This window comes from Azospirillum endophyticum, assembly GCF_016595245.1.
In the GTDB taxonomy this organism is placed as follows: Bacteria; Pseudomonadota; Alphaproteobacteria; order Azospirillales; family Azospirillaceae; genus Azospirillum; species Azospirillum endophyticum.
Genome location: NZ_JAENHM010000089.1, coordinates 1 through 20,498 on the forward strand (window position 1 = coordinate 1; position 20,498 = coordinate 20,498).

General features: G+C 69.6%; 20 protein-coding genes and 2 pseudogenes. 18 read left to right on the plus strand and 4 right to left on the minus strand.

What is annotated here, in order from left to right; genetic code table 11:
* From JHL17_RS35225 to JHL17_RS38075, 4 genes and pseudogenes are all read left to right on the plus strand, one after another.
* Nucleotides 1-408, plus strand: a pseudogene (locus tag JHL17_RS35225) (ISAs1 family transposase); the annotation flags it as partial.
* A gap of 605 nt (nucleotides 409-1,013) precedes the next feature.
* Nucleotides 1,014-2,234 carry an IS256 family transposase gene (locus tag JHL17_RS35230; RefSeq protein ID WP_200199325.1) on the plus strand — a complete coding sequence of 407 codons (1,221 nt, stop codon included), beginning with the start codon at nucleotides 1,014-1,016 and terminating at the stop codon, nucleotides 2,232-2,234.
* Nucleotides 2,235-2,277: 43 nt separating this feature from the next.
* Nucleotides 2,278-2,434 (plus strand): annotated as a pseudogene (locus JHL17_RS38070) (DDE-type integrase/transposase/recombinase); the annotation flags it as partial.
* A 52-nt stretch (nucleotides 2,435-2,486) separates the two neighbouring features.
* Nucleotides 2,487-2,711, plus strand: coding sequence for an integrase core domain-containing protein (locus JHL17_RS38075; RefSeq protein ID WP_425599675.1), 225 nt, complete (start codon nucleotides 2,487-2,489; stop codon nucleotides 2,709-2,711).
* Nucleotides 2,712-2,745: 34 nt separating this feature from the next.
* On the opposite strand, the gene JHL17_RS35240 is transcribed toward JHL17_RS38075, so the two are convergent.
* The 3 genes from JHL17_RS35240 to JHL17_RS35250 are packed head-to-tail and all read right to left on the minus strand — an operon-like array spanning nucleotide 2,746 to nucleotide 5,835.
* Nucleotides 2,746-3,246 (minus strand): DUF2141 domain-containing protein, encoded by a 501-nt coding sequence (locus tag JHL17_RS35240; RefSeq protein ID WP_200199327.1) that lies wholly within the window; start codon nucleotides 3,244-3,246, stop codon nucleotides 2,746-2,748.
* Nucleotides 3,247-3,250: 4 nt separating this feature from the next.
* Complete coding sequence (locus JHL17_RS35245; RefSeq protein WP_200199328.1) at nucleotides 3,251-4,450, minus strand: sensor domain-containing protein; 1,200 nt, start codon at nucleotides 4,448-4,450, stop codon at nucleotides 3,251-3,253.
* Between the two features lie 35 nt (nucleotides 4,451-4,485).
* Nucleotides 4,486-5,835: a lipopolysaccharide biosynthesis protein gene (locus JHL17_RS35250; protein ID WP_200199329.1), complete on the minus strand. Its 1,350-nt coding sequence runs from the start codon at nucleotides 5,833-5,835 to the stop codon at nucleotides 4,486-4,488.
* A 404-nt stretch (nucleotides 5,836-6,239) separates the two neighbouring features.
* On the opposite strand from JHL17_RS35250, the gene JHL17_RS37490 reads away from it, so the two are divergent.
* The 11 genes from JHL17_RS37490 (at nucleotide 6,240) to JHL17_RS35305 (ending at nucleotide 16,446) form a co-directional block, all read left to right on the plus strand.
* Entirely contained in the window at nucleotides 6,240-6,512 is a 273-nt protein-coding gene (locus tag JHL17_RS37490; RefSeq protein WP_247894047.1) for an ABC transporter substrate-binding protein, read from the plus strand.
* Nucleotides 6,513-6,523: 11 nt separating this feature from the next.
* Complete coding sequence (locus JHL17_RS35260; protein ID WP_200199331.1) at nucleotides 6,524-8,245, plus strand: fatty acyl-AMP ligase; 1,722 nt, start codon at nucleotides 6,524-6,526, stop codon at nucleotides 8,243-8,245.
* The gene (locus JHL17_RS35265; protein WP_200199332.1) at nucleotides 8,245-9,189 is read left to right on the plus strand and encodes an NAD-dependent epimerase/dehydratase family protein; all 945 of its coding nucleotides are present in this window, start codon (nucleotides 8,245-8,247) and stop codon (nucleotides 9,187-9,189) included. The genes JHL17_RS35260 and JHL17_RS35265 overlap by 1 nt, the downstream gene beginning before the upstream one ends.
* 97 nt (nucleotides 9,190-9,286) lie before the next feature.
* Nucleotides 9,287-9,532, plus strand: coding sequence for an acyl carrier protein (locus JHL17_RS35270; RefSeq protein ID WP_200199333.1), 246 nt, complete (start codon nucleotides 9,287-9,289; stop codon nucleotides 9,530-9,532).
* 5 nt (nucleotides 9,533-9,537) lie between these two features.
* On the plus strand, nucleotides 9,538-10,845 hold the full coding sequence (spt, locus tag JHL17_RS35275) for a serine palmitoyltransferase (RefSeq protein WP_200199334.1): 1,308 nt from the start codon (nucleotides 9,538-9,540) through the stop codon (nucleotides 10,843-10,845).
* The gene (locus JHL17_RS35280) at nucleotides 10,842-11,627 is read left to right on the plus strand and encodes an NTP transferase domain-containing protein (RefSeq protein ID WP_200199335.1); all 786 of its coding nucleotides are present in this window, start codon (nucleotides 10,842-10,844) and stop codon (nucleotides 11,625-11,627) included. The genes spt and JHL17_RS35280 overlap by 4 nt, the downstream gene beginning before the upstream one ends.
* Nucleotides 11,628-11,669: 42 nt before the next feature.
* Nucleotides 11,670-12,113: an HIT family protein gene (locus JHL17_RS35285; protein WP_200199336.1), complete on the plus strand. Its 444-nt coding sequence runs from the start codon at nucleotides 11,670-11,672 to the stop codon at nucleotides 12,111-12,113.
* A 12-nt stretch (nucleotides 12,114-12,125) separates the two neighbouring features.
* Nucleotides 12,126-13,325, plus strand: a complete 1,200-nt coding sequence (locus tag JHL17_RS35290) for an LptF/LptG family permease (RefSeq protein ID WP_200199337.1) — start codon at nucleotides 12,126-12,128, stop codon at nucleotides 13,323-13,325.
* Nucleotides 13,322-14,392: an LPS export ABC transporter permease LptG gene (gene lptG, locus JHL17_RS35295; RefSeq protein ID WP_200199338.1), complete on the plus strand. Its 1,071-nt coding sequence runs from the start codon at nucleotides 13,322-13,324 to the stop codon at nucleotides 14,390-14,392. Before JHL17_RS35290 ends, lptG begins: the two co-directional genes overlap by 4 nt.
* A gap of 3 nt (nucleotides 14,393-14,395) precedes the next feature.
* The gene (locus JHL17_RS35300; RefSeq protein ID WP_247894048.1) at nucleotides 14,396-15,589 is read left to right on the plus strand and encodes a GNAT family N-acetyltransferase; all 1,194 of its coding nucleotides are present in this window, start codon (nucleotides 14,396-14,398) and stop codon (nucleotides 15,587-15,589) included.
* The gene (locus JHL17_RS35305) at nucleotides 15,586-16,446 is read left to right on the plus strand and encodes an NTP transferase domain-containing protein (RefSeq protein ID WP_200199339.1); all 861 of its coding nucleotides are present in this window, start codon (nucleotides 15,586-15,588) and stop codon (nucleotides 16,444-16,446) included. Before JHL17_RS35300 ends, JHL17_RS35305 begins: the two co-directional genes overlap by 4 nt.
* Here JHL17_RS35305 and JHL17_RS35310 read toward each other — a convergent pair.
* Nucleotides 16,422-17,348 carry a metallophosphoesterase family protein gene (locus JHL17_RS35310; RefSeq protein ID WP_200199340.1) on the minus strand — a complete coding sequence of 309 codons (927 nt, stop codon included), beginning with the start codon at nucleotides 17,346-17,348 and terminating at the stop codon, nucleotides 16,422-16,424. The two genes, JHL17_RS35305 and JHL17_RS35310, sit on opposite strands and share 25 nt — an antisense overlap.
* A 17-nt stretch (nucleotides 17,349-17,365) precedes the next feature.
* Between JHL17_RS35310 and JHL17_RS35315 the strand changes: the two genes are divergently transcribed.
* Genes JHL17_RS35315 through JHL17_RS35325 form a run of 3 tightly spaced genes read left to right on the plus strand, consistent with a single transcriptional unit; the run spans nucleotide 17,366 to nucleotide 20,405 of the window.
* Entirely contained in the window at nucleotides 17,366-18,538 is a 1,173-nt protein-coding gene (locus JHL17_RS35315) for a CDP-alcohol phosphatidyltransferase family protein (RefSeq protein ID WP_345773945.1), read from the plus strand.
* Nucleotides 18,538-19,479 (plus strand): diacylglycerol kinase family protein, encoded by a 942-nt coding sequence (locus JHL17_RS35320; RefSeq protein WP_200199341.1) that lies wholly within the window; start codon nucleotides 18,538-18,540, stop codon nucleotides 19,477-19,479. Before JHL17_RS35315 ends, JHL17_RS35320 begins: the two co-directional genes overlap by 1 nt.
* A complete protein-coding gene (locus tag JHL17_RS35325) occupies nucleotides 19,476-20,405 on the plus strand; it encodes a hypothetical protein (RefSeq protein WP_200199342.1) in 930 nt (309 codons plus the stop codon). Before JHL17_RS35320 ends, JHL17_RS35325 begins: the two co-directional genes overlap by 4 nt.
* Nucleotides 20,406-20,498 lie beyond the last annotated feature (93 nt).

The window sequence follows — 20,498 nt, forward strand, 5'->3', positions numbered from 1 at the left end:
ATGGCCGGATCGAGCAGCGCACGGTCACGGTCGCGCGCGAGGTCGATTGGCTGAGCGGCGCACGGCGCTTTCCCGGCGAAGTCCGCCTGCCCGCGGTCGCCGCCATCGTTCGGGTGGTCGGCAACGTCGAGCTGAAGGATCGCTGCCGCACCGATACGCTCTATTACATCACCTCCGCCCCGCTCGCCGCCCAGGCGGCGGCCGAAGCCGTGCGTGGCCATCGTCCGCCACTTCGCCATCAACCTCGTCCGCAAGGCCGCCGAACCCACCCGGCCACGCTCCGGGTTACGGCGTGCCACCAAAAAGCCGGCCGCCACACCAAGACCCACCAGCATCAAGCTCCGACGGAATCTGGCCGGCTGGGACACCGATTACCTCGACGCTATCCTTGCCGTTAAAATCCGTTAACCCGGATTCGGAGCCCCATGAGCCCGGTGTAGCGCTCGCCTTCGCGCAAGGTGTCTAGCATGCTAGGTTCCTGGGATCGCAAAAGGCTTCGCGACCGGCCGGCCGCCTGCGGAAATCTTCACGATCCTACAAAAAACTTCAAGAATCGAACGTTGTCTTAAAAAACCTTCACGCTGGCCCAGCCCTGGACAGCACGGTCTGTCTGCAGCAATCCCAATCCTATGCCGCGGGGTGGCTTTGGTGCACGGATGGCAGCGAGGGCGCACTGGGCCTCTTCGCGACCTTGGTTCAGGTGGGGCGACGGAGTTCGGGCGCGCTTGATCGATCATCCGATTCAGGATGGTGACGCCGATGGTGGGCCTCGGCTTGCTGGCCAAGCAGCGTGCGGGCACGAAGCTGGCTACCAAGGATGCGCTTGTAGCGCGCCATCGCGGTTTCCGCCTTGCTCCGCCTCCCATAGTTGCCGGCAGGGATGCGGCCGTCTTCGAAACACTTGATTTTATCGGCCTTGCGATGGGAACAGGCTCTCCGATTCAAGCATATTACGGGGAGTGTCGGGAATTTCGTGCTCGGCGGGGTTATCCTGAAGCAGAAGGAGACCCAATATGTCCCGACGCAAAGACCCGATGATCCCCGACGCGATCCTCGACCAGCTTCTGGCGGGGGCGGATGCCAAGACGGCGTTCGACCAGAACGGCTTGCTCGACCAGCTGAAGAAAGCCCTGACGGAACGGGCGCTGAAAGCGGAGCTGGATCATCATCTGGCCGGTGACGAGAGCGGCAACCGTCGCAACGGCTACGGCCGCAAGACGGTTCTGACCCAGGGCGGGTCGATGGACTTGTCGATCCCGCGTGATCGGGCGGGAACATTCGATCCGGCGCTGATCGGCAAATACCAGCGGCGATTCCCTGGCTTCGACGAAAAAATCGTGTCGATGCACGCGCGGGGCATGTCGACGCGGGAGATCACCGGGCACCTGCGGGAGCTCTACGGCATCGAGGTGTCGGCCGACCTGATCTCCACGGTGACGGACGCGGTGATCGAGGAAGTGACGACGTGGCAGAACCGGCCCTTGGAGACGATCTATCCCCTGGTGTTCCTGGATGCCATCCGGGTCAAGATCCGGGACGAAGGCTTGGTGCGCAACAAGGCGATCCATGTGGCCATCGGCGTGCGGGCCGATGGCGCCAAGGAGGTGCTGGGCCTGTGGATCGAGCAGAATGAAGGCGCCAAGTTCTGGCTGCGTGTCCTGAACGAACTGAAGAACCGCGGCGTGGAGGACATCCTGCTGGCCGTGGTCGACGGGCTGAAGGGTTTCCCCGAGGCGATCGCCGCTGCCTATCCCGAGACGATCGTCCAGACCTGCATCGTTCATCTGTTGCGCCACAGCATGGAGTTCGCGTCCTGGAAGGACCGCAAGGCCATCGCCGCCGCGCTGAAGACGGTCTACGACGCCGTCGACGACAAGGCCGCCGAGGCGGCTCTGACTGCCTTCGAAGACGGACCCTGGGGCGAAAAGTATGCAGCCATCGGCAAGGCGTGGTGGCGGGCGTGGCAGGAGGTCATTCCCTTTTTCGCCTTCCCCCGCGAGGTCCGGCGCATCCTCTACACCACCAACGCCATCGAAGCCTTGAATTCCAAGCTGCGACGGGCGGTGCGGGCCAGGGGGCATTTCCCCAATGACGAGGCCGCGCTGAAGCTCCTGTTTCTCGTCTTGAACCGCGCCGAGAAAGATTGGAAGATGCCGCCGCGAGAATGGACGGCCGCCAAGGCACAGATGGCCGTCATCTTCGGTGAGCGGTTCGCAAAGGCTATGAACGCCTGATACTCAATCCGCCCCGCCGAGCACGAAATTCCCGACACTCCCCGTGGCCTTCGTCATCGACGCCTTCGCCCGCCGCATCGTGGGCTGGCGGGTGTCCAGCGCAGCCCACGCCGCCTTCGTGCTGGATGCTCTGGAGCAGGCGCTCCACGACCGTCGGCCGATCAAGGGCAGCGGCCTCATCCATCACTCCGACCGCTTGAATCCGCCCAGTAGGCGTCCCTGGATTACCGGGATCTGTTGCGGGCGGCCGGGATGCGGCAGTCCATGTCGCGCAAGCGCTGCTGCCACGACGATGCTGCCATCGAGAGCTTCTTCCACACACTCAAGGTCGAGTTGGTCCACCGTACTCGGTCCGAAACCCGCGACCAAGCGCGCCGGGAGGTCTCTGCCTACATCGAGACCTATTACAATCGCCAACGCGCCCATTCGGCGATCGGATACATCACCCCCGAACAAGCCGAGCTAAGATCTCCGTAAACCCGTCTCCACCGAGCCGGGGCAACTCCACACCTTAATACCGCATGGCGATGGACAGGCGGTTGTCGCCGGGCTGGGCGATGAATCTTGCGGACTCATAGCTCGGGATGCCCATCATCGTCGCGGCGTCGTTGGAAACGCCGTAACCTTCGACAGGGTAGCCGATGGCGTTGCGCGTGAAGCGGCGGTCGCCATCCTCGTCGTGATAGAGGGCGATGGCGTAGGACCGGCGCAACGGCACCGCGATGCACAGGTTGGTCGTGCCAAGCGTGGCGGCGACGCGCACGCGTGCCAGCTTCTTGCCCGACGCCAGGAAATCAGCGGGATTGTCGCCGTACACCGTGAGCGTCAGCATCCCGTCGGAACTGCGCAGCCCGGAAACCGCCACATGCAGGCGAACCGGGTTCGCGCCGCTGGAGCATGATGCCCCTTCTCCGGTGAAGTCTGGCTGTCCGGCGGACGCCGGCCCGGCCGAGGTGGTTCCAAGCCCGGCAGAAAGCACCAGAACCCCAAGCAGGAAAAGCCTCAATCGCATCACGCTAGTCTCCAGTCGTCGCGAATCGCGACGGTTTGGCGTGGTCCGGCCCGTCCCCGGCGTTGACCCGCAGCCAGTCGGCCAGCAGCCGGGCGTTGTGGAGGCCGGGGCGGGAATGTGAGAGGTCGAAGGTCCTCGCCACGGCCTTTTCCTGGACCTCGCGCCAGGGAGACGGATCCGCCACCAGAGCCTCCAGGGCGGTGGATAAGCCGGCCAGGTCCGACAGGACCGGCCCGAGCGTCCAGAAGAGATAGCGCGGGTTGTCGCGCCATGCCGCCCCATGAGCGTCGAGGAACAGGCACGGGCGCGGCGATGGCAGCAGGAACTCGTAGACTTGGCTCGACACGTCGCCGATGTAGACATCGGCGCCGAGGGTGTAGGTCATGTCGATGCTGCGCTCGCTGCCGAGATCGATGATGATGTTCGGCAGCCCCTTGTATCTGGAAAGATCCGCCTGCGCGCGGTTCGCCGGAGGCGGGAACAGGCGGACGTGGGGGGCGAAGATCAGGTTGTAGCGGTCGCTGGCCGCGAAGAAATCGAGCAGCGCGAAACCGAACCGGCGCCACGACGACAGCTTTGGGCGGAAATGGGGGTTGTAGAGGACCGTCGGGCGGCCGTTTGCGAACAGCGGCCGGTTCGTCCGTTGCAGGCGCTCGACGATGTCGAGCTTGGTATAGGAGCCGACCGCGTGATGGCCGGAACGGATCAACCCACCCTCCAGCAGCCAATCGGCCGTCTTCGGGCTCGGAACGAGGGCGAAGTCGAACCGGGCGATGCGCCGGTCCACCGTCGCCGCCCGGTCCCCCGCGCCATGGGAGGTGTGGACGAATTTGGGCCGGTGGACGCCGAACCCCTTCAGGGCGATGCTGGTCCTCTCGGGCACGACGATGGCGTCGTAGCCGTCGAACAGCGCCCGGTTGTGCCAAAGGGCCGGCAGCTTGGGGGGCAGACCGCTCCGGCGGAACCGGTCGTACAGCCGGACCGGCCAGGGCTGCGCCAGCAGGCGGTGGCTCACCCGCGCGTCCGGGTAGAGGCGCTGGAGGTCGCGGACGAAGTCGAGGTGCCCCGGCGTCGAGGCGACGATTTCCACGGCAAACCCCGGCATCGTGGACAGCTCGAAGGCGATCGGCAGGCTGTGCAGAATCTGGTGGTGCTGGGCGTTGTAGAGAAAGCAGACGTTCACGGTTCCCGGCCTCTCGTGCATTCCATATCCTTCTCCACCCCCGTCCCGGCGTCCGGTCAGGCGGTCCGCGCGCGGAACCAGCGCAGGACCGGAATGAGGAACGCGACGCCGGTCAGCGCCGCGGCGAACAGCCGCGCCCAGCCTGCCCCGACCAGCCCCCAATGCTGGACTGACAGCAGGAGCACCGGCAGGTAGAGCGCCGCGCTCCACAGCCGGGCGTGCAGCGCAGCGCCAGCCTCCCCGCCGCTGATCAGGACCGGCTCCAGCGGAAAGGCTGCGACGGAAACCGCGGCCGCCGCGACGAGCCACAGCATGACCGGGTAGGCCGCCACGAAATCCGGCCCGAGCACCGCTCCGAGCAGCCAGTCACCGCCGCCCCAGGCCAAAACAAGGCTCAGGACGCCTCCCACCCCGGCAATCAGGGCGGAGCGCTGGATCAGGGCGCGCATAACATGGTGCTCGCCGTCCGCACACAACCTCGCCAACTCCGGATAGATGGCCGGAACCAGCAGCTTCGCCGGCTTGGTCAGCGCCTCCCCGATCTGCCGGGCCACCCGAAACAGCGCCGCGTCGGCTGCTCCCAGCAGCCCGCCCACGACCAGCGTGCTGATGTGGGTGAAGACCAGTTCGAGCGTGATGCCGAGGTTGGTGGACCAGACGAAGCCCCAGATGCCGGGAAACCCTGCCGTCCACGCGCCGCCGCGCCAGCGGTATCCGTCCAGCAGGCCGCGCCTCTTCAACTCCCGCCGACCGACATGGAACAGGTGGAGCCCCGCCGCCGCCGTGCCCAGGTACCACACGGCCAGGAACCACTCCAGCCCGCCGCCGGCCAGCCAGACCAGCGCGCCGGCCAGCAGCCGCACCAGATTGCCCAGGCTGCCCTGCATGGACAGGAGGTCGAAGCGGTCCACCAGACGCAGCACGCCCGTAGGGGTGGCCGTCACCATGAACAGCATGGAGGTTGCATAGAGGATGACGGTCGACTGCCGGTCCGCCGGCCACCCGAACCAGGAGCCGGCCAGCCAGACCAGGGCCAGCGACAGGAGCATCCCGACGACGGCACTGAGCCCGTCCAGCGCGACGGTGAAGCGCAGGAGGCGCTGGAAGTCCGTCAGCCGCCCCTCCCGCACCGCCGGGGTGCCGTAGCGCAGCACCGCCTGCCAGGACTGGAACTTGGCAATCTCCCCCATCGCCTGGGTGAAGCTGTGGATCAGGACCAGCGTGCCGAACTGTTCCGTGCCGAGCCCGCGCGCCGCCACGGCAATGGCGCCGAGGCTGAAAAGGGCATTGAGGCCCTTGCCGCCCAGCAGGATGCCGGCGTTGGCAAAGACCTTTTTCAGCCGTCCGTCGCCGTTCCATGGAATGCGGTGCGGCGCCGGCGACGCTTTCGGAAAATCGGAAGCCATGAGACCTGTCCGTAGCGGGATCGCTGCCCCTTGCGGTGTAACGTCCGTTACGTTACGGTAATCAGAACGATACATTCGGACGAGCCGAGCACGCAATGGAGATCCGCGTCGCCTGATCGGGGGCAGCCAGAAACGCTGGGCGTGCAGCCAGCCCATCCCGCAGGAAAGCGACGGATCCGTCACAGCGCCTGACATCGGCTCTTGCGATTCTGCAAGAGCGGAAAGAATTTGTAATGTTGATACGCTGCCAGTTCCTAATCTCCGCCGCGTTGTTCGGGGCGGTTGTCCGGGCATCCGCTCCGGCCGTAGCGCAGAGTGGCGACGTGGGCGCCGGTGCGTTCATTCAAGGGTTGGGCGATGAAGCCACCCGGACATTTTCCGCCAAGGGCCGGACGCGCGAACAGATGCTCGAACGCTACCAGGCACTGCTGCACAAGGGCTTCGACATCCTCTACATCGGGCGCTGGGTGCTGGGCCGTTACCGGAACGCGGCGACGGAGCAACTGCAGGCGGACTATCGGAACCGGCGGCAGCAGGGCCGGTACAGGATCATCGATGTGATGGTCGAGGGCATCAGCATGGGGATCACCCAGCGCCGGGAATTCGGCTCGGCCATCCAGCAGAACGGCGGCAAGGTCGACGGGCTGCGCCAGGCCCTCCGCCAGAAGCTGGGTTGAGGATCGTGACGATGCCGTCCCCGACGCCATCCATCTGTCCTATGCCTCTGCGCAAGGCGGACTTCGCAACGTTGACCGAGGCGCTGGACTATGCGTCGGGAAGCGAACGCGGCCTCAACTTCTATTCGGGCAACGGCCAGCTCCTGGAAAGCCTGCGCTATCGGGACCTGCGCGACCAAGCCCGATCACTGGCCCGCCGCCTGCTGGCGGCCGGCTTCGTGCCGGGCGAGGAACGGATCGCGCTCGTCGCCGAAACCGGCGGCGATTTCGTGCGCTTCTTCTTTGCCTGCCTCTACGCCGGCATCGCGCCGCTGCCGCTGCCGCTGCCGATGGCCTTCGGCGGGCGCCAGGGCTATGTCGGCCACATCCGCCGCATGCTGGGCGCGGCGCGGGTGTCCGGGTTGTTCGCCCCGGCGTTCCTGGCGGACTGGGCGTTGGAAGCGGCCGAAGGGCTGCCGCTGCGCGTCGCCGGCGGCTTCGGCGCGCTTGACGGGCACATGGAAACCGCCGACGCGCTGCCGGCCATCGGCCAGGACGACGTCGCCTATCTGCAATTCTCGTCGGGCAGCACCCGCTTTCCCTCGGGCATCACGGTCACCCATCGCGCGCTGATGGAAAATGCGCGCGCGATCGTGAGGCATGGCCTGCAGATCGTCGAGGGCGACCGCGGCGTCTCGTGGCTGCCCTTCTACCACGACATGGGGCTGGTCGGTTTCCTGCTCGCTCCGCTCGCCGCCCAGATCTCCGTCGATTACCTGCCGACCGGCGAGTTTGCCCGGCGGCCGTTGACCTGGCTGTCGCTGATCGCCCGCAACCGCGGCACGCTCTCCTACAGCCCGAGCTTCGGCTACGAACTGTGCGCCAAGCGCGCGGCAGCGACCGTCCCGGAGGGGCTTGACCTCTCGTCGTGGCGCGCCGCCGGGATCGGCGGCGACATGATCCGTCCGCAAGTCCTCGCCGGATTCGCCCGGAGCTTCGCCCCCTGCGGCTTCGATCCGCGCGCCTTCGTCCCAAGCTACGGGATGGCCGAAACCACCCTGGCGGTGAGCTTCGCTCCCCTGCGGACGGGAGTGGAGGTGGACCGGGTGGATCTGGACGTGCTGGAGGGCGACGGACTCGCCGCGGCGCCGCGGGCGGCCGGAGGACGGACGCGCGACTTCGTCCTGTGCGGGCCGCCCTTGGCGGGCCACGAGGTCGAGGTCCGGGATCCCGGCGGAGCGCCCCTCGGAGAGCGCCGCCTGGGCCGCCTCTTCGTCCGTGGCCCGAGCCTGATGCACGGCTATTTCGACCAGCCCGAGGAAACCGCGCGGGTCCTGTCGGCCGACGGATGGCTCGACACCGGCGACCTCGGCTACCGGGTCGGTGGAGCACTGGTGATCACCGGGCGCGCCAAGGATCTCATCCTCATCAACGGCCGCAACATCTGGCCCCAGGATCTCGAATGGAGCGTGGAGCGCGCGGGCGGACTGCGCAGCGGCGACGTCGCCGCCTTCGCCATCGAGCAGGACGAGGCGGAGCGCATCGTCCTGCTCGTTCACTGCCGCACGTCCGACCCGGACGCGCGGCGGGCGCTGAAGTCCACCGTCGCCGGCACCCTGCGCGCGGAACATGGCGCCGAAGCGCAGGTGCTGCTGGTTCCGTCGCACAGCCTGCCGCAGACCTCGTCCGGCAAGCTCAGCCGCAGCCGGGCCCGCCAACTCTTCCTCGCCGGAGCGTTCGGAGACGGACTTTGATGCGCATCGCAGCGGTCACCGGCGGCACCGGCTTCCTGGGGCACGCGGTTGTCGCCGCCCTGGCCCGAAGGGGATGGCGCGTCCGCCTGCTCGTCCGGCGCAGCGCCGGGCATTGGCCATGCCCCGACCAGGAGCTGGAACTGGCGTTCGGCGATCTCGCGGACGGCGGGGCGCTCCGTCGCCTGGTGCGCGGTGCCGACGCCGTGGTGCATCTGGCGGGCCTGATCAAGGCACGCGCGCCGGCCGACTTCCTGACGGTCAACCGCGACGGCGCCAGCCGCCTCGCGGCGGCGGTGGCGGCGGCGGCTCCCGCCGCACGGCTGGTCCATGTCTCCTCGCTGGCGGCGCGGGAGCCGGACCTGTCCGACTATGCCGCAAGCAAGCGCGCCGGCGAGAACGCCATCCGCGCGAATTGCGGAAGCGCGCCCTGGGTGATCGTCCGCCCGTCCGCCGTCTATGGGCCACGGGACGCGGAGACCCTGGCCGTGTTCCGCGGAGCCAGCGGTCCCGTGCTGCCGCTGCTCCACGGGCCGGACGCCCGCGTCTGCCTCATCCACGCGGAGGACGCGGCGGCAGCGGTCGCCGCGCTGTGCGCCGACGGCCCACCAAGCCGCATCTTCGAGCTCAGCGACGCGCGGCGTGACGGCTATTCCTGGCGTACCGTCCTAGACGAGGCGGTGCGGGCGGTTGGCGGGGCGCCATGGATCGTCCGCCTTCCGACGCCGCTGGTCCGGCTGGCCGGCTCGGCAGCGGGTCTGGCAGGGCGGCTTGCCGGCCGCGCGTCGATCCTGACGCCGGGCAAGCTGCGGGAGATGCTGCATCCGGACTGGTCCTCGGCCAACGACCGCCAGCCCCCGCCGGCGGTCTGGACGCCGCGCATCCCCTTGCCGGAGGGGTTCGCCGGCACGGTCCGCTGGTATCGCGACGCCGGGTGGCTGCGATGATTCCGGCCCCCTTCCCGGCGCTTCCCAAGGAACCCCGTCCCGGCCGCGCGAGGCGGTCCGGGGCCGCCGCACTCGACCAACAACCGGTGCATGCCCAATGATCAGAACTAGCGACATCGTTGACGTCATCGTCGGTATGGTCACGGCCTTGCCGCAGGCCCCTCGGGAGGTGGACGCCGGGACGAACATCGCGCGCGACCTCGGCCTCGACTCCCTTGCCGTCATGAACTTCGTCATGCAGCTCGAAGATCGGTTCGACGTCTCCATTCCCATGGACAGGCTGGCCGGGATTCAAACCATCGGCGATCTGGCCGTCGCCATCGCGGATCTCAAGGGACGCTGACCTGAATGACCATTCTCGATAAGTTCCAGCCCCTCCAGGGAGCCTACGATGCCGTTCGGGCTGCCGGCCAGGATCCCTTCACCGTGTGCTTCGACGCGGTGCTGTCGCCGAGCGAGGCGACGCTGAAGGGGCGGCGGGTCATCCTGCTCGGCACCAACAACTACCTCGGCCTGACCTTCGACGGAGAGTGCATCGAGAGCGCCGTCGAGGCACTGCGGCAGGGCGGCACCGGCACCACCGGCTCGCGCATCGCCAATGGCACCTACGACGACCATGCGGTGCTGGAGCGGCGGCTGGCGGAATTCTACGGCTGCCGGTCGGCGATGCTGTTCTCCACCGGCTACCAGGCCAACCTCGGCATCCTGTCCACCATTGCCGGGCGCGGCGACCACATCCTGATCGACGCCGACAGCCATGCCAGCATCTACGACGGCTGCCGGCTGGGCCAGGCCGAGGTCATCCGTTTCCGCCACAACGACCCCGACGACCTGGCCCGCCGCCTGAACCGGCTGAAGGGCGCGCCCGGCAACCGCCTCATCGTGGTCGAGGGCATCTATAGCATGCTCGGCGACACCGCCCCACTGGCGGAGATCGCCGCCGTCAAGCGCGAATGGGGCGCCCATCTGCTGGTCGACGAGGCCCATTCGCTGGGCGTGCTCGGCCGCAACGGGCGCGGCTTGGTCGAGCAGGCCGGAGTGGAGGCGGACGTCGACTTCATCGTCGGCACCTTCAGCAAGAGCCTCGGCGCGGTCGGCGGCTTCTGCGTCTCGGATCTGCCGGACTTCGACGTGCTGCGCATCGCCTGCCGGCCATACATGTTCACCGCGTCGCTGCCGCCGTCGGTGATCGCCTCGGTCACGCGGGCGCTGGCCCGCATCCAGGAGGAGCCCGGTCTGCGCGCCCGTCTGACCGGCAACGCCGAGCGCTTCTACCGCGGCCTGCGGGCCGAGGGCTTCGTCCTCGGCCCGCAGGCCGGCCCGATCGTCTCGATCCGCATGCCCTCGACGGAGGTCGCCATCGCCTTCTGGAACGCACTTCTGGAGGCGGGGGTCTACCTGAATCTCGCTCTGCCGCCGGCCACGCCGGACAACGCGCCGCTGCTGCGCTCCAGCGTCAGCGCCGCCCACAGCGAGGCCCAAATCGGAGCCGCCCTCGCCGCCATCACCGCCATCGGCCGCGAGTTGGGCGTCGTCGCGGCGCCGGCCAGCCGTGCCGAGCCGCTCCGGCCCCAGGGGGACGGACCCCGGCGGGCTTCCATGGCGGCCGCCCCCATTCCGGTAGCCCCGGCTGCAGTTGCGGAGACCACGCTGTGAAGGCGATCGTCCTCAGCGCCGGGCAGGGGAAGCGGCTTCTGCCGTTGACGGAGGCCCGGCCGAAATGCCTGCTGCCCTTCGCCGGCCGTCCATTGCTGGAGTGGCAGCTCCGCGCACTGGCGATGCAGGGCGTCACCGAGGCGGTGGTCGTCGTTGGCTTTGCCGCGGCGGCGGTTGAGGAGGAGCTGGAGCGGCTCGACCTGCCGGGGCTGCACGTGCGCACCCTGTTCAACCCCTTCTACAGCGTCGCCGACAACATCGGCAGTTGCTTCGTCGCCCAGTCGGCGATGACCGGCGACTTCCTGATCCTCAACGGCGACACGCTGTTCGAGCCGGCCGTGCTGGGCACGCTGCTGTCGCGGGCGACCGCGCCGGTGACGGTCACCATCGACCGCAAGCCGCGCTACGACGCTGACGACATGAAGGTCAGCCTGGCCGCCGGCCATCGGCTGCGTGCCATCGGCAAGACCCTTTCGGCGGACAGCGTGGACGGCGAGTCCATTGGGATGCTGCTGTTCCGCGGAGACGGCGGGGCACGATTCGTCGACTCGATCCAGTCCGTGCTCCGGGAGCCGGACGGACGCTCGCGCTGGTACCTGTCTGCCGTCGACCGGCTGGCGCGGACCGATGGCGGGGTGGTGGAGGCCGTGTCCATCGAAGGGCATCAGTGGGGTGAGGTCGATTATCCCGCCGACGTCGCCTGCGCCCAGCGGTTGATCGAGGGGTGGATCGCGGCCGGTCGCTTCGCGCTGCCCACGGCGGAGCAGCGGCTGTCGGCGTGAGCACCGCGCGACGACCGTGACGGTGTCGAAGGGAAAGAGGCCATGACGAACGCGACGATGCGGACATTCGGACATCCGCGAACTCTGGTGGCGGAAACCGCCCATTGGGCGGTGCTCGTCCGCCCGCGGCAGGTCGCCCTGGGAGCGCTGGTCCTGGTCTGCCGGGAACCGGCGACGGCCTTCGGGCAGGTGAGCGCCGCAGCATTCGCCGATCTGCGGGAGGTCGTCGCCGGCACCGAGGCGGTGCTGGGGGATTTCGTGTCCTACGAGAAGATCAACCACTTGATGCTGATGATGGTGGACCCGGACGTCCATTTCCACGTCATCCCGCGCTATCGGGAGACGCGCCGCTTCGATGGGCTGGAGTTCCCGGATCGCGGCTGGCCCGGCCCGCCCGCCCTCGGCCACTTCGTCGAGCCGCCGCCCGCGACGCTCGACCGGATCGTGCAGGCGCTGCGCGAGCGGTGGACCGGTCTTGCCGTCTAGGATTCGCCGCCCGTGCGCCTGATCGACCGGTACATCCTGCGCCAGACGGCGACGCCGCTCGGCGTCTCGCTGGGCGTCGTGCTGGCGGTGCTCGTCCTCGAACGGGTCCTGCGCCTGTTCGATCTGGTGGCGCAGCACGGCAAACCGTTCGGCCCGGTCCTCACCATGGCCGTCAATCTGGTGCCGCATTATCTGGGGCTGGCGCTGCCAGCCGCCTTCTTCACCAGCATCTTCCTGGTGACGGCCCGCTTCAGCGAAGACTGCGAACTCGATGCGCTGCGCGGCTGCGGGCTGTCGATCCGGCGTTTCGCCCGGCCCCTGCTCGGGCTCGGGTTGCTGCTGGCCCTGTTCGGCATCGCCCTCCATGGCTATATCCAGCCCTACTCCCGCTACGCCTACCGCGCGATCTTCCATGCCGTGACCAACGCACCTTGGGACGCGTCGCTCGTGACCGGCACCTTCATCGACGCGGACGACGGCTACACCCTCTACGCCGACCGGCTGGATAGCGTCAGCCAGCGGCTGGAGCGCGTCTTCGTTCACGAGCGGCAGGAGGGCGGGGGGGAGGTCACCACCACGGCGCGGAGCGGCGACCTGCAGGTGAACGATGACGGCACCCGTATGACCATCCTGCTTCAGGACGCCGTACAGATCCGCCGGACCCCGGACGGGCACGACGCGGTTCTGGCGTTCGACCGGCTGCTGCTCGGCCGCCCCTTCACCCTGGAAGTGCCGCTGTTCCGCGGGCGCGGCGAAAGCGAGCGCGAACTGACGCTGACGGAACTGCGCGACGCCTGGACCGATCCGCCACCCACGATTCCGCGGGCGCGGCTGACGGCCGAGTTCCACGCACGGCTGGTCCGCTCGGCCTCCCTGCTCGTGCTGCCCATGCTGGCCGTTCCGATGGGGATGGCCGCGAAGCGGAGCTTCCGGTGGCAGGGGATCGCCGTGGCGGCGGTCATCCTGCTGCTCTACCACCACGCCGTCCAGTTCGGCGAAAGCCTGGCCCATCTCGGGCGGGTCGATCCGCTGCTCGGCCTGTGGGGGCCCTTCGCGGTCTTCGCGGCCGGCTGCTGCGCCCTCTTCGTGAACACGGAACGCCGGGCCGGGGCCAACCCGTTCGACGCGCTTTACGAAGGCGTCGAGAGCCTCGCCCGACCGGTCCGCCACTTCGTCCGCCGCCTCGTCCGGTCCAGGAGGGCGCCGACGTGACGCTCGTCCGCTACGTTTCCAAGGCCTTCGTCGGGCGTTTCCTGGCCGTGCTGCTGGCCTTCGCCGCGCTGCTGCAACTGCTCGACCTCCTCGACAAGATGAGCGCGGTGCTGGAGCGCGGGCAGGGGTCCGCCGACCTGCTGACCTATGTCGGGCTGCGCCTGCCGCTGTTCGTGAACCAGCTCGTACCGCTGGCGGTGCTGATCGGCGCGCTCACCGTCTTCCTGTCGCTCGCACAGCGCAACGAGATCGTCGCCCTGCGCTCGGTGGGCGCCTCGCCGTGGCGGCTCCTCGGGCTGCTGGTACCCGCCGTGACCGTCATCGTCCTGCTGCACGGCCTGCTGCTCGACCAGGGGGTGCCGCGGGCTGAGCTGGCCCTTCAGGACTGGTGGGCGCTGCGCCCGGCGCCCAGGGAGCGGACCGAGGCCCCCGCCAAGCCGGTGTGGATGCTCGCCGGTGGCGGCATCGTCTCGATCACGACGGTGGAGGACAACGGACACCGCCTCGCCGGCGTGACCATCGTGCCGCGCGACGAGGAAGGACAGGCGACCGGCCGCACCGTCGCGCGCAGCGCCGAATGGGAGGACGGTCGCTGGGTGCTTCGCGACGCCGAGGTCCTGACGCTGAGGAACGGCATCCAGAGGACGGAGCATCGCGATGCGCTGCCCTGGCCGGACGGGCCGTCCCCCGCCAATGTCGCCTTCGCCGCCAACCCCACGCAGTTCCTGCCGCTCCGGCGGATCCGGGCCATCCTGGAAGGTGCGTGGTCCGGCACCAGGCATCGCGCTTATTACGAGACACAGATGCAGAAGAGCTTCTCCATGCCCGCCTCGTCCTTCGTCATGCTTCTGCTCGCCCAGCCGGCGTTGCACGGCATCCGCCGCAGCCGGCGGTTCGGGTCCGGGCTCGCCGTCGGCCTTCTCCTCGGGTTGGCCTTCCTGCTCTGCCAGGGACTGCTGTCGGCGCTGGGGGAGGCGAACACGCTCCCTCCCGCCGTCGCGGTCTGGTTCCCGCTGGTGCTGTTCGCCGTCATCGGCGCCGCCGTTCTTGTCTCGCTGGAGGAGTGAGCGATGCTCGACCAACCCGTGGGAGCTGCGCGATCGTCCATTCCCGGCCGGCGGGTTGCGGCCGTGGAGTCCGGGCCGGAGGCCGCCATCGAGATCGTGCCGGTCGCCGGTCGCGCCGCCATGGAGCGATTCATCCGGGTGCCCTTCGCGCTGCATCGCGACGATCCCCTGTGGGTGCCCCCGCTGCTGATGGAGCGCCGCGCCGCTCTGTCCGCGGCCGGCAACCCCTTCTTCCGCCACGCGGACGCGGCTTTCTGGATCGCGCGGCGGCATGGCCGCGACGTCGGCCGGATCAGCGCGCAGATTGACCGTCTGGGGGAGGCTGGCACCGGCCATTTCGGCCTGCTCGCCGCGACGGACGACGAAGCCGTCGTCGGAGCCCTGGCCGCGACGGCGGAGCGGTGGCTGCGGGAGCGGGGTGCCCACCGCGTCCTCGGCCCCTTCAACCTCTCGATCAACGAGGAGACCGGACTGCTGGTCGAGGGATTCGACACGCCGCCGATGCTGATGATGGGGCATGACCGCCCCTATCTCGGCCCGCTGCTGGAGCGCGTCGGCTACGCCAAGGCCAAGGACGTTCTCGCCTATCTCAGCGACGATCCCGGCCTGCCTGCCGGTTTGGCGGCGATCCTCGGGCGGCCGCTGCCGCCCAACGTGCGTGTCCGCCGGCTGCGCATGGCCGATTACCGGCGCGAGGTCGGCCGGCTGACCGACATCTTCAACGACGCCTGGAGCGGAAACTGGGGCTTCGTCCCGCTGACCCCGGACGAGGTCGACCACATGGCCCGGCAGATGAAGCCGCTGATCGACGAGCGGCTGGTCTGGTTCGCCGAGGTGGACGGGGAGCCGGCGGCCTTCGCAGTCTGCCTGCCCAACCTGAACGAGGCGATCCGCGATCTCGACGGCCGGCTTCTGCCCTTCGGCTGGGCCAAGCTGTTGTGGCGGCTGAAGCTGTCCGGCGTGCGCAGCGCCCGCGTCCCGCTGATGGGGGTGCGGCGCCGCTACGCCGACAGCCTGCTGGGCGGCCTGCTCGGCTTCCTGATCATGGCCGCGATCCGCCGCGAGGCGGCGGCGCTGGGCCTGCGCCGCATCGAGATGTCCTGGATCCTGGAGGACAACCAGCCCATGCGCCGCATCGCCGAGGCCGTCGGGGGGCGACCCTACAAGACCTATCGCATCTATGGGAAGGCGCTGTGAGCAGCGTCCCCTCCACCGAACGCCCCCCCACGGCGAATCTCACCGCCATCGTGCTGGCGGGCAGCCGCGGCGCGGCCGATCCGGTGGCCGCCGCCGCCGGTGTGTCCCATAAGGCGCTGGCCCCGGTGGCGGGGGTTCCCATGCTGGTCCGCGTCCTGGAGACGCTGGCCGCCGTCCCCCGCGTCGGCCGCGTGGCCGTGGTGATCGAACGCCCCGGCCTCGTGCTGGAGGATCCCGCCTTCGCCGGCTTCCTGGCGCGGGGCACGCTGGAGGTCGTTCCGGCGGCCTCCTCGCCGAGCCGCAGCGTGCTGGCCGCCCTGGAGGCGGTTCCCGACCCTTTCCCCTGCCTCGTCACCACGGCCGACCACCCGCTGCTGACGCCGGCGATGGTCGAGCATTTCTGGACCCAGGCACCGCCCGACGCCGATGCGGCCGTCGGGCTCGCCCGGGCGGAGACGATCCGCGCCGCCCACCCCGACACCCGGCGCACCTATCTGCGCTTTGGCGACGGCGCCTGGAGCGGCTGCAACCTTTTCGTCCTGCGCACGGAGACCGCGCTCTCGGTCGTGTCGTTCTGGCGCCGGGTCGAACAGGACCGCAAGAAGCCCTGGCGCATGATCGGGCTGCTTGGTCCCGGCATGCTGCTCTCCTATGTCCTGGGACGCCTGAGGCTCGGGGCGGCACTGGCGGCACTCGGCCGGCGCACCGGCACGCGGCTTGCCGCGGTCGAGATGCCCTTCGCCGACGCGGCGGTCGATGTGGACCGGCCGGACGACCTCGCCCTTGCCGAGGCGATCCTGGCACGGCGCGTCACCGGGCAGGTCGGGGCACCTCAGGGTCGGGCCGCCACGTCGTGATGTCCGCAAACCATCGCATAGCGTGCTTCGGTGCGAAAGCCGCCAGCGTCATAGCCACGGACCTGGGCCGACAGGCGCCAAGCGCCGTCACCCCGCCGTTCGACCGTGAACTGGATCCAGCGGGCCGGGTCCGCCCGCCCGCTTGGCGCCGCCGAGGCGGATGCCACGCCGAACAGCGGGATCGGGTTGCCGGGGCCGGGCAGGGAGGCGATGTGATCGCGATGGTGATGCCCGTGCAGCACCAACTCGGCGCCCGCCCGCGCCAGCACGTCCTGGACGCGGCGGCGATCGGTCAGCGCCTTGCGTTCCGACCGGCCGATCCGGAGCGGCGGATGGTGCATGAGCACGACGCGGAACAGCCCCCGCCGGTCCAACTCGGCGAGGATCGCCTCCAGTCGTGCCGCCTGTCTGGCCCCAACGCTGCCGATGGCCAGAAGCGGCGGGCTCGGCACAGCCGTGGAGACTCCCACGAAGGCGACCGGTCCCCGGACACGGACGAACGGAAATCCCTCGGCCGGCGCGTCGCCGCTCATCCACGGCTGCCAGCGGCCAAGTCCGGACTCCCAGAGCACCGCGACGGTGGCGTCGTGGTTGCCCGGCACGACGGTGACACGGTTCGGCGGCCCCGCCTGCGCCAGCCAGGAGCGCGCCTGCTCGAACTCGTCCGGCAGGGCGATGTTGGTCAGGTCGCCCGTCACCGCGACATGGTCCGGGGCGTGCGCGGCGACGTCGGCCATCAGCGCTGCCAGGATCTCCGGCCGGTGGATCGCCTGCCGCTTGCGCCGCCAGGACAGCAGCCCCAGCGACCGCTTGCCGGCAAGCGCCCGCAGCCCGGCCGGCCAGCCGGAGGGCAAGGGCAGGTGAGGGTCGGAGAGATGAGCGAAGCGGAAACCCGTTGGCATGATGAGGAAGACACCTGGTGAGCGACGTCGTTGACCATGCATGGACCGCCACGGACGGCCTTGTCGAGTCCGCAGAGCCCCCCGTGGCTCTGCTCTTCGGCGCGTGCCCGCTGCGACTGTGGGGCATGACCTCCGCGGAGCGGTTGGCGCGCTCCCTGCGCCGCGCGGGCGTGACCGACATCCGGCCCTGGACCGGCACCGTGGTTCCGGGCCGCCGGCATCTTCTGGTGCGTGACGACCATGTCTACGATGCGGTGCTGATCGCCGACCTCGCCGGCGCCCGCAACGTCGCGCTGGCCAGCGGGGACGGCCGGCCGGTCGCCGCCGCTGTCGACGCGGAGACGGCGGAGTCCGCCGTCGCAATGCTGATGCAAGGGGCGCCACTTCCCGCCGGGGTGCGCGCCGTCACCCCGGCGGATCTGAGCTCCGCCTACAACAACGCCCTGCGCAAGCGCGAGGCGCCTTATCTGCTGCCGCTCACACCCGAAACGCTGACCGACGTGGAGCGGCGCATGTTCGCCGGCTCCTACAAGGGCGTGACCGACCTCGTCACCAAGCATGTCTGGCCGGCACCGGCCCTGCGGGTCACGCGCTGGTGCGCCGGACACGGCATCACCCCCAACGCGGTGACGTGGCTCAGCCTCGTGCTCGTGCTGCTCGCCATGCTGGCTTTCTGGCAGGGCTGGTTCCTGTCCGGCCTCGTGGCGGCCTGGGGCATGACCTTCCTTGACACGGTGGACGGCAAACTCGCCCGCGTGACGCTGACGTCGACGAAGCTCGGCAACGTTTTCGACCACGGCATCGACCTGATCCATCCGCCCTTCTGGTATTGGGCCTGGATCGTCGGGCTGGGCGCCGCCGGCCTGCCGCTGTCCGATCCCGGGCTGGTGCTGGCCGTCGTGGCCGGTGGGTACGTCCTGCAAAGGTTGCAGGAAGGGCTGTTCATCGCCCTGTTCAAGCTGGAGATCCACATCTGGCGGCCCTTCGACAGCTGGTTCCGCCTGATCACCGCGCGCCGCAACCCGAACCTGCTGCTGTTGAGCGCCGGGGCGCTGGCCGGCCGCCCCGACCTCGGGATGCTGGCCGTCGCCGTCTGGACGGTGGCCTCGCTGCTGGTCCACACGGTGCAGATCCTCCAGGCGCTGCGCGCGCGCCGGAAGGGGCGGTTGCAGTCCTGGCTGGCCCGGTGATGCGGGTCGGCCTGATCATCAACCAGGCCAGCCGGCGCAACCGCGACGGCGGCTTCGGCCGGAGCGTCGCCGGGTTCGACGATCTGCCGCGGGCCGAGCCGCGGACCGTCGCGGAGCTGGAGGATGCTCTGGCGGAGTTCCGTCGGCTCGGGGTGCGTGTGGTCGCGGTGAGCGGCGGCGACGGCACCCTGCGCGAGGTGCTGACGGCCCTGCCGGGCGCCTACGGCGACGAGCAGCCGGACATCGCTCTGCTGCCGGCGGGCAAGACGAATCTGGCGGCCCGCGTCCTCGGCCGGGCCGGCACGGGAGCGGCCGGCCTGCGCCGCCTCGTCGCCGCCGCCCGAGATGGAACCCTGACTCGGGTCGAATGGCCGGTGCTGGACATCACATGGCGCGGCGGACCGGAGCGCCGGGTACGCGGCTTCCTGTTCGGCGCCGCCGGCTTCGCGGCGGGCACCCGGATCGCAAACAGCCACATCCACCGGGCCGGCGTCCACGACGCCGCGGCGGTCGCCCTGTCCATCGCAGCCACCGCGGCGTCCACCCTGTTCGGACCACGCCGTCACGTCTTGCTGGAAGGGGAGGAGATGAGCATTGCCACCGACGACGCGCCGGGACGGTGCGGGCGCCGCTTCCTGACGTTGGCGACCACGCTCGACCGTCTGGTTCTCGACCTGACGCCCTTCTGGGGAGAGGGGGAAAAGCCGATCCGCTGGCTCGACGTTCCGGGCAGGCCGCCGCGGCTCATGGCGGCGCTGCTGCCGGCGCTGCGCGGACGGCCGCGCCCCTGGATGATCGACGCGGGCTACGCCAGCGGTCGGGCCGACCGGCTGGCCATCGCGATGGCGACCCCCTTCGTGGTCGACGGCGAGCTATTCGATCCGGGGCCGCAGGGCGTTCTTCTGTCCGCCGGCCGGCGCGCCGGGTTCGTGGCACCATGACCCCGCCGCTCAATCGTCTGGTAGCCGAGGAGTTGGACCGTCCCGTCATGGCCGAGGCGCGGGTGATCGCCAACGCGATCCTGGCCCGCCATGGGGATGGTGTAGCGGCCGTGCTGTTCTATGGCTCCTGCCTGCGTACGGGGGACACCGGCGGCCTGCTCGACGTCTATGTCCTGACCGACGACTTGCGGCGTTACCATGGGCGGCTCTGGCCGGCGCTGCTCAACGCGGCGCTGCCGCCCACCGTGTCCTACCTGGAGACCGCGGGGGCGGCGGGGCTGGTGCGGGCCAAGGTGGCGGTGATGGGAACGGCGGCCTTCGGGCGCGCCGTGCGCGGCGAGGGGATCGACACCACCGTCTGGGCACGCTTCTGCCAGCCGGCTGCGCTGCTGCATGCGCGCGACGCGGCAAACCGTGCGGCGGTGGTCGAAGCGGTCGCCCAGGCGGTCGCGACGGCCGCCCGCTGGGCCGTCCGCCTGGGGCCGGCGCATGGCCTCCCGGCGGAATACTGGACCGCCCTGTTCCGGCATACCTACGGGGCCGAACTGCGCGCCGAGCGCAGCGACCGCGCCACGCTCGTCCACGACTGGGCGGCGGAGCGCTATGCCCATGTGCTTCCGCTCGCGTTGGCACACGGCGGCATCGCGGTGACGGCGTCATCGGGCGGGGAGCTGCATCCGGTGGTTCACGACCGCGGCAAGGCGGGCAGTGCCTGGAAGAGGCGGCGGCGCATGGGCAAGCTGTTGAACGTTCTGCGTTTGGTGAAAGCCGCCTTCACCTTCGACAACGGGGTCGATTACATTCTCTGGAAGCTGGAGCGGCACGTCGGGCGGCCGGTGCCGATCTCGGCCTGGCAGCGCCGTCATCCGCTCCTCGCCGCGCCGCTGCTGCTCATGCGCCTGTACCGGGACGGCTTCATCCGTTGATGCTCCCGGAAGGTCCTTGCTGATGGGCTGCCCGGTCGGCAAACCTTGCGGGCCGCCTTGCGGACGCGGCATTGACCGGGTCGGCTGGAGATC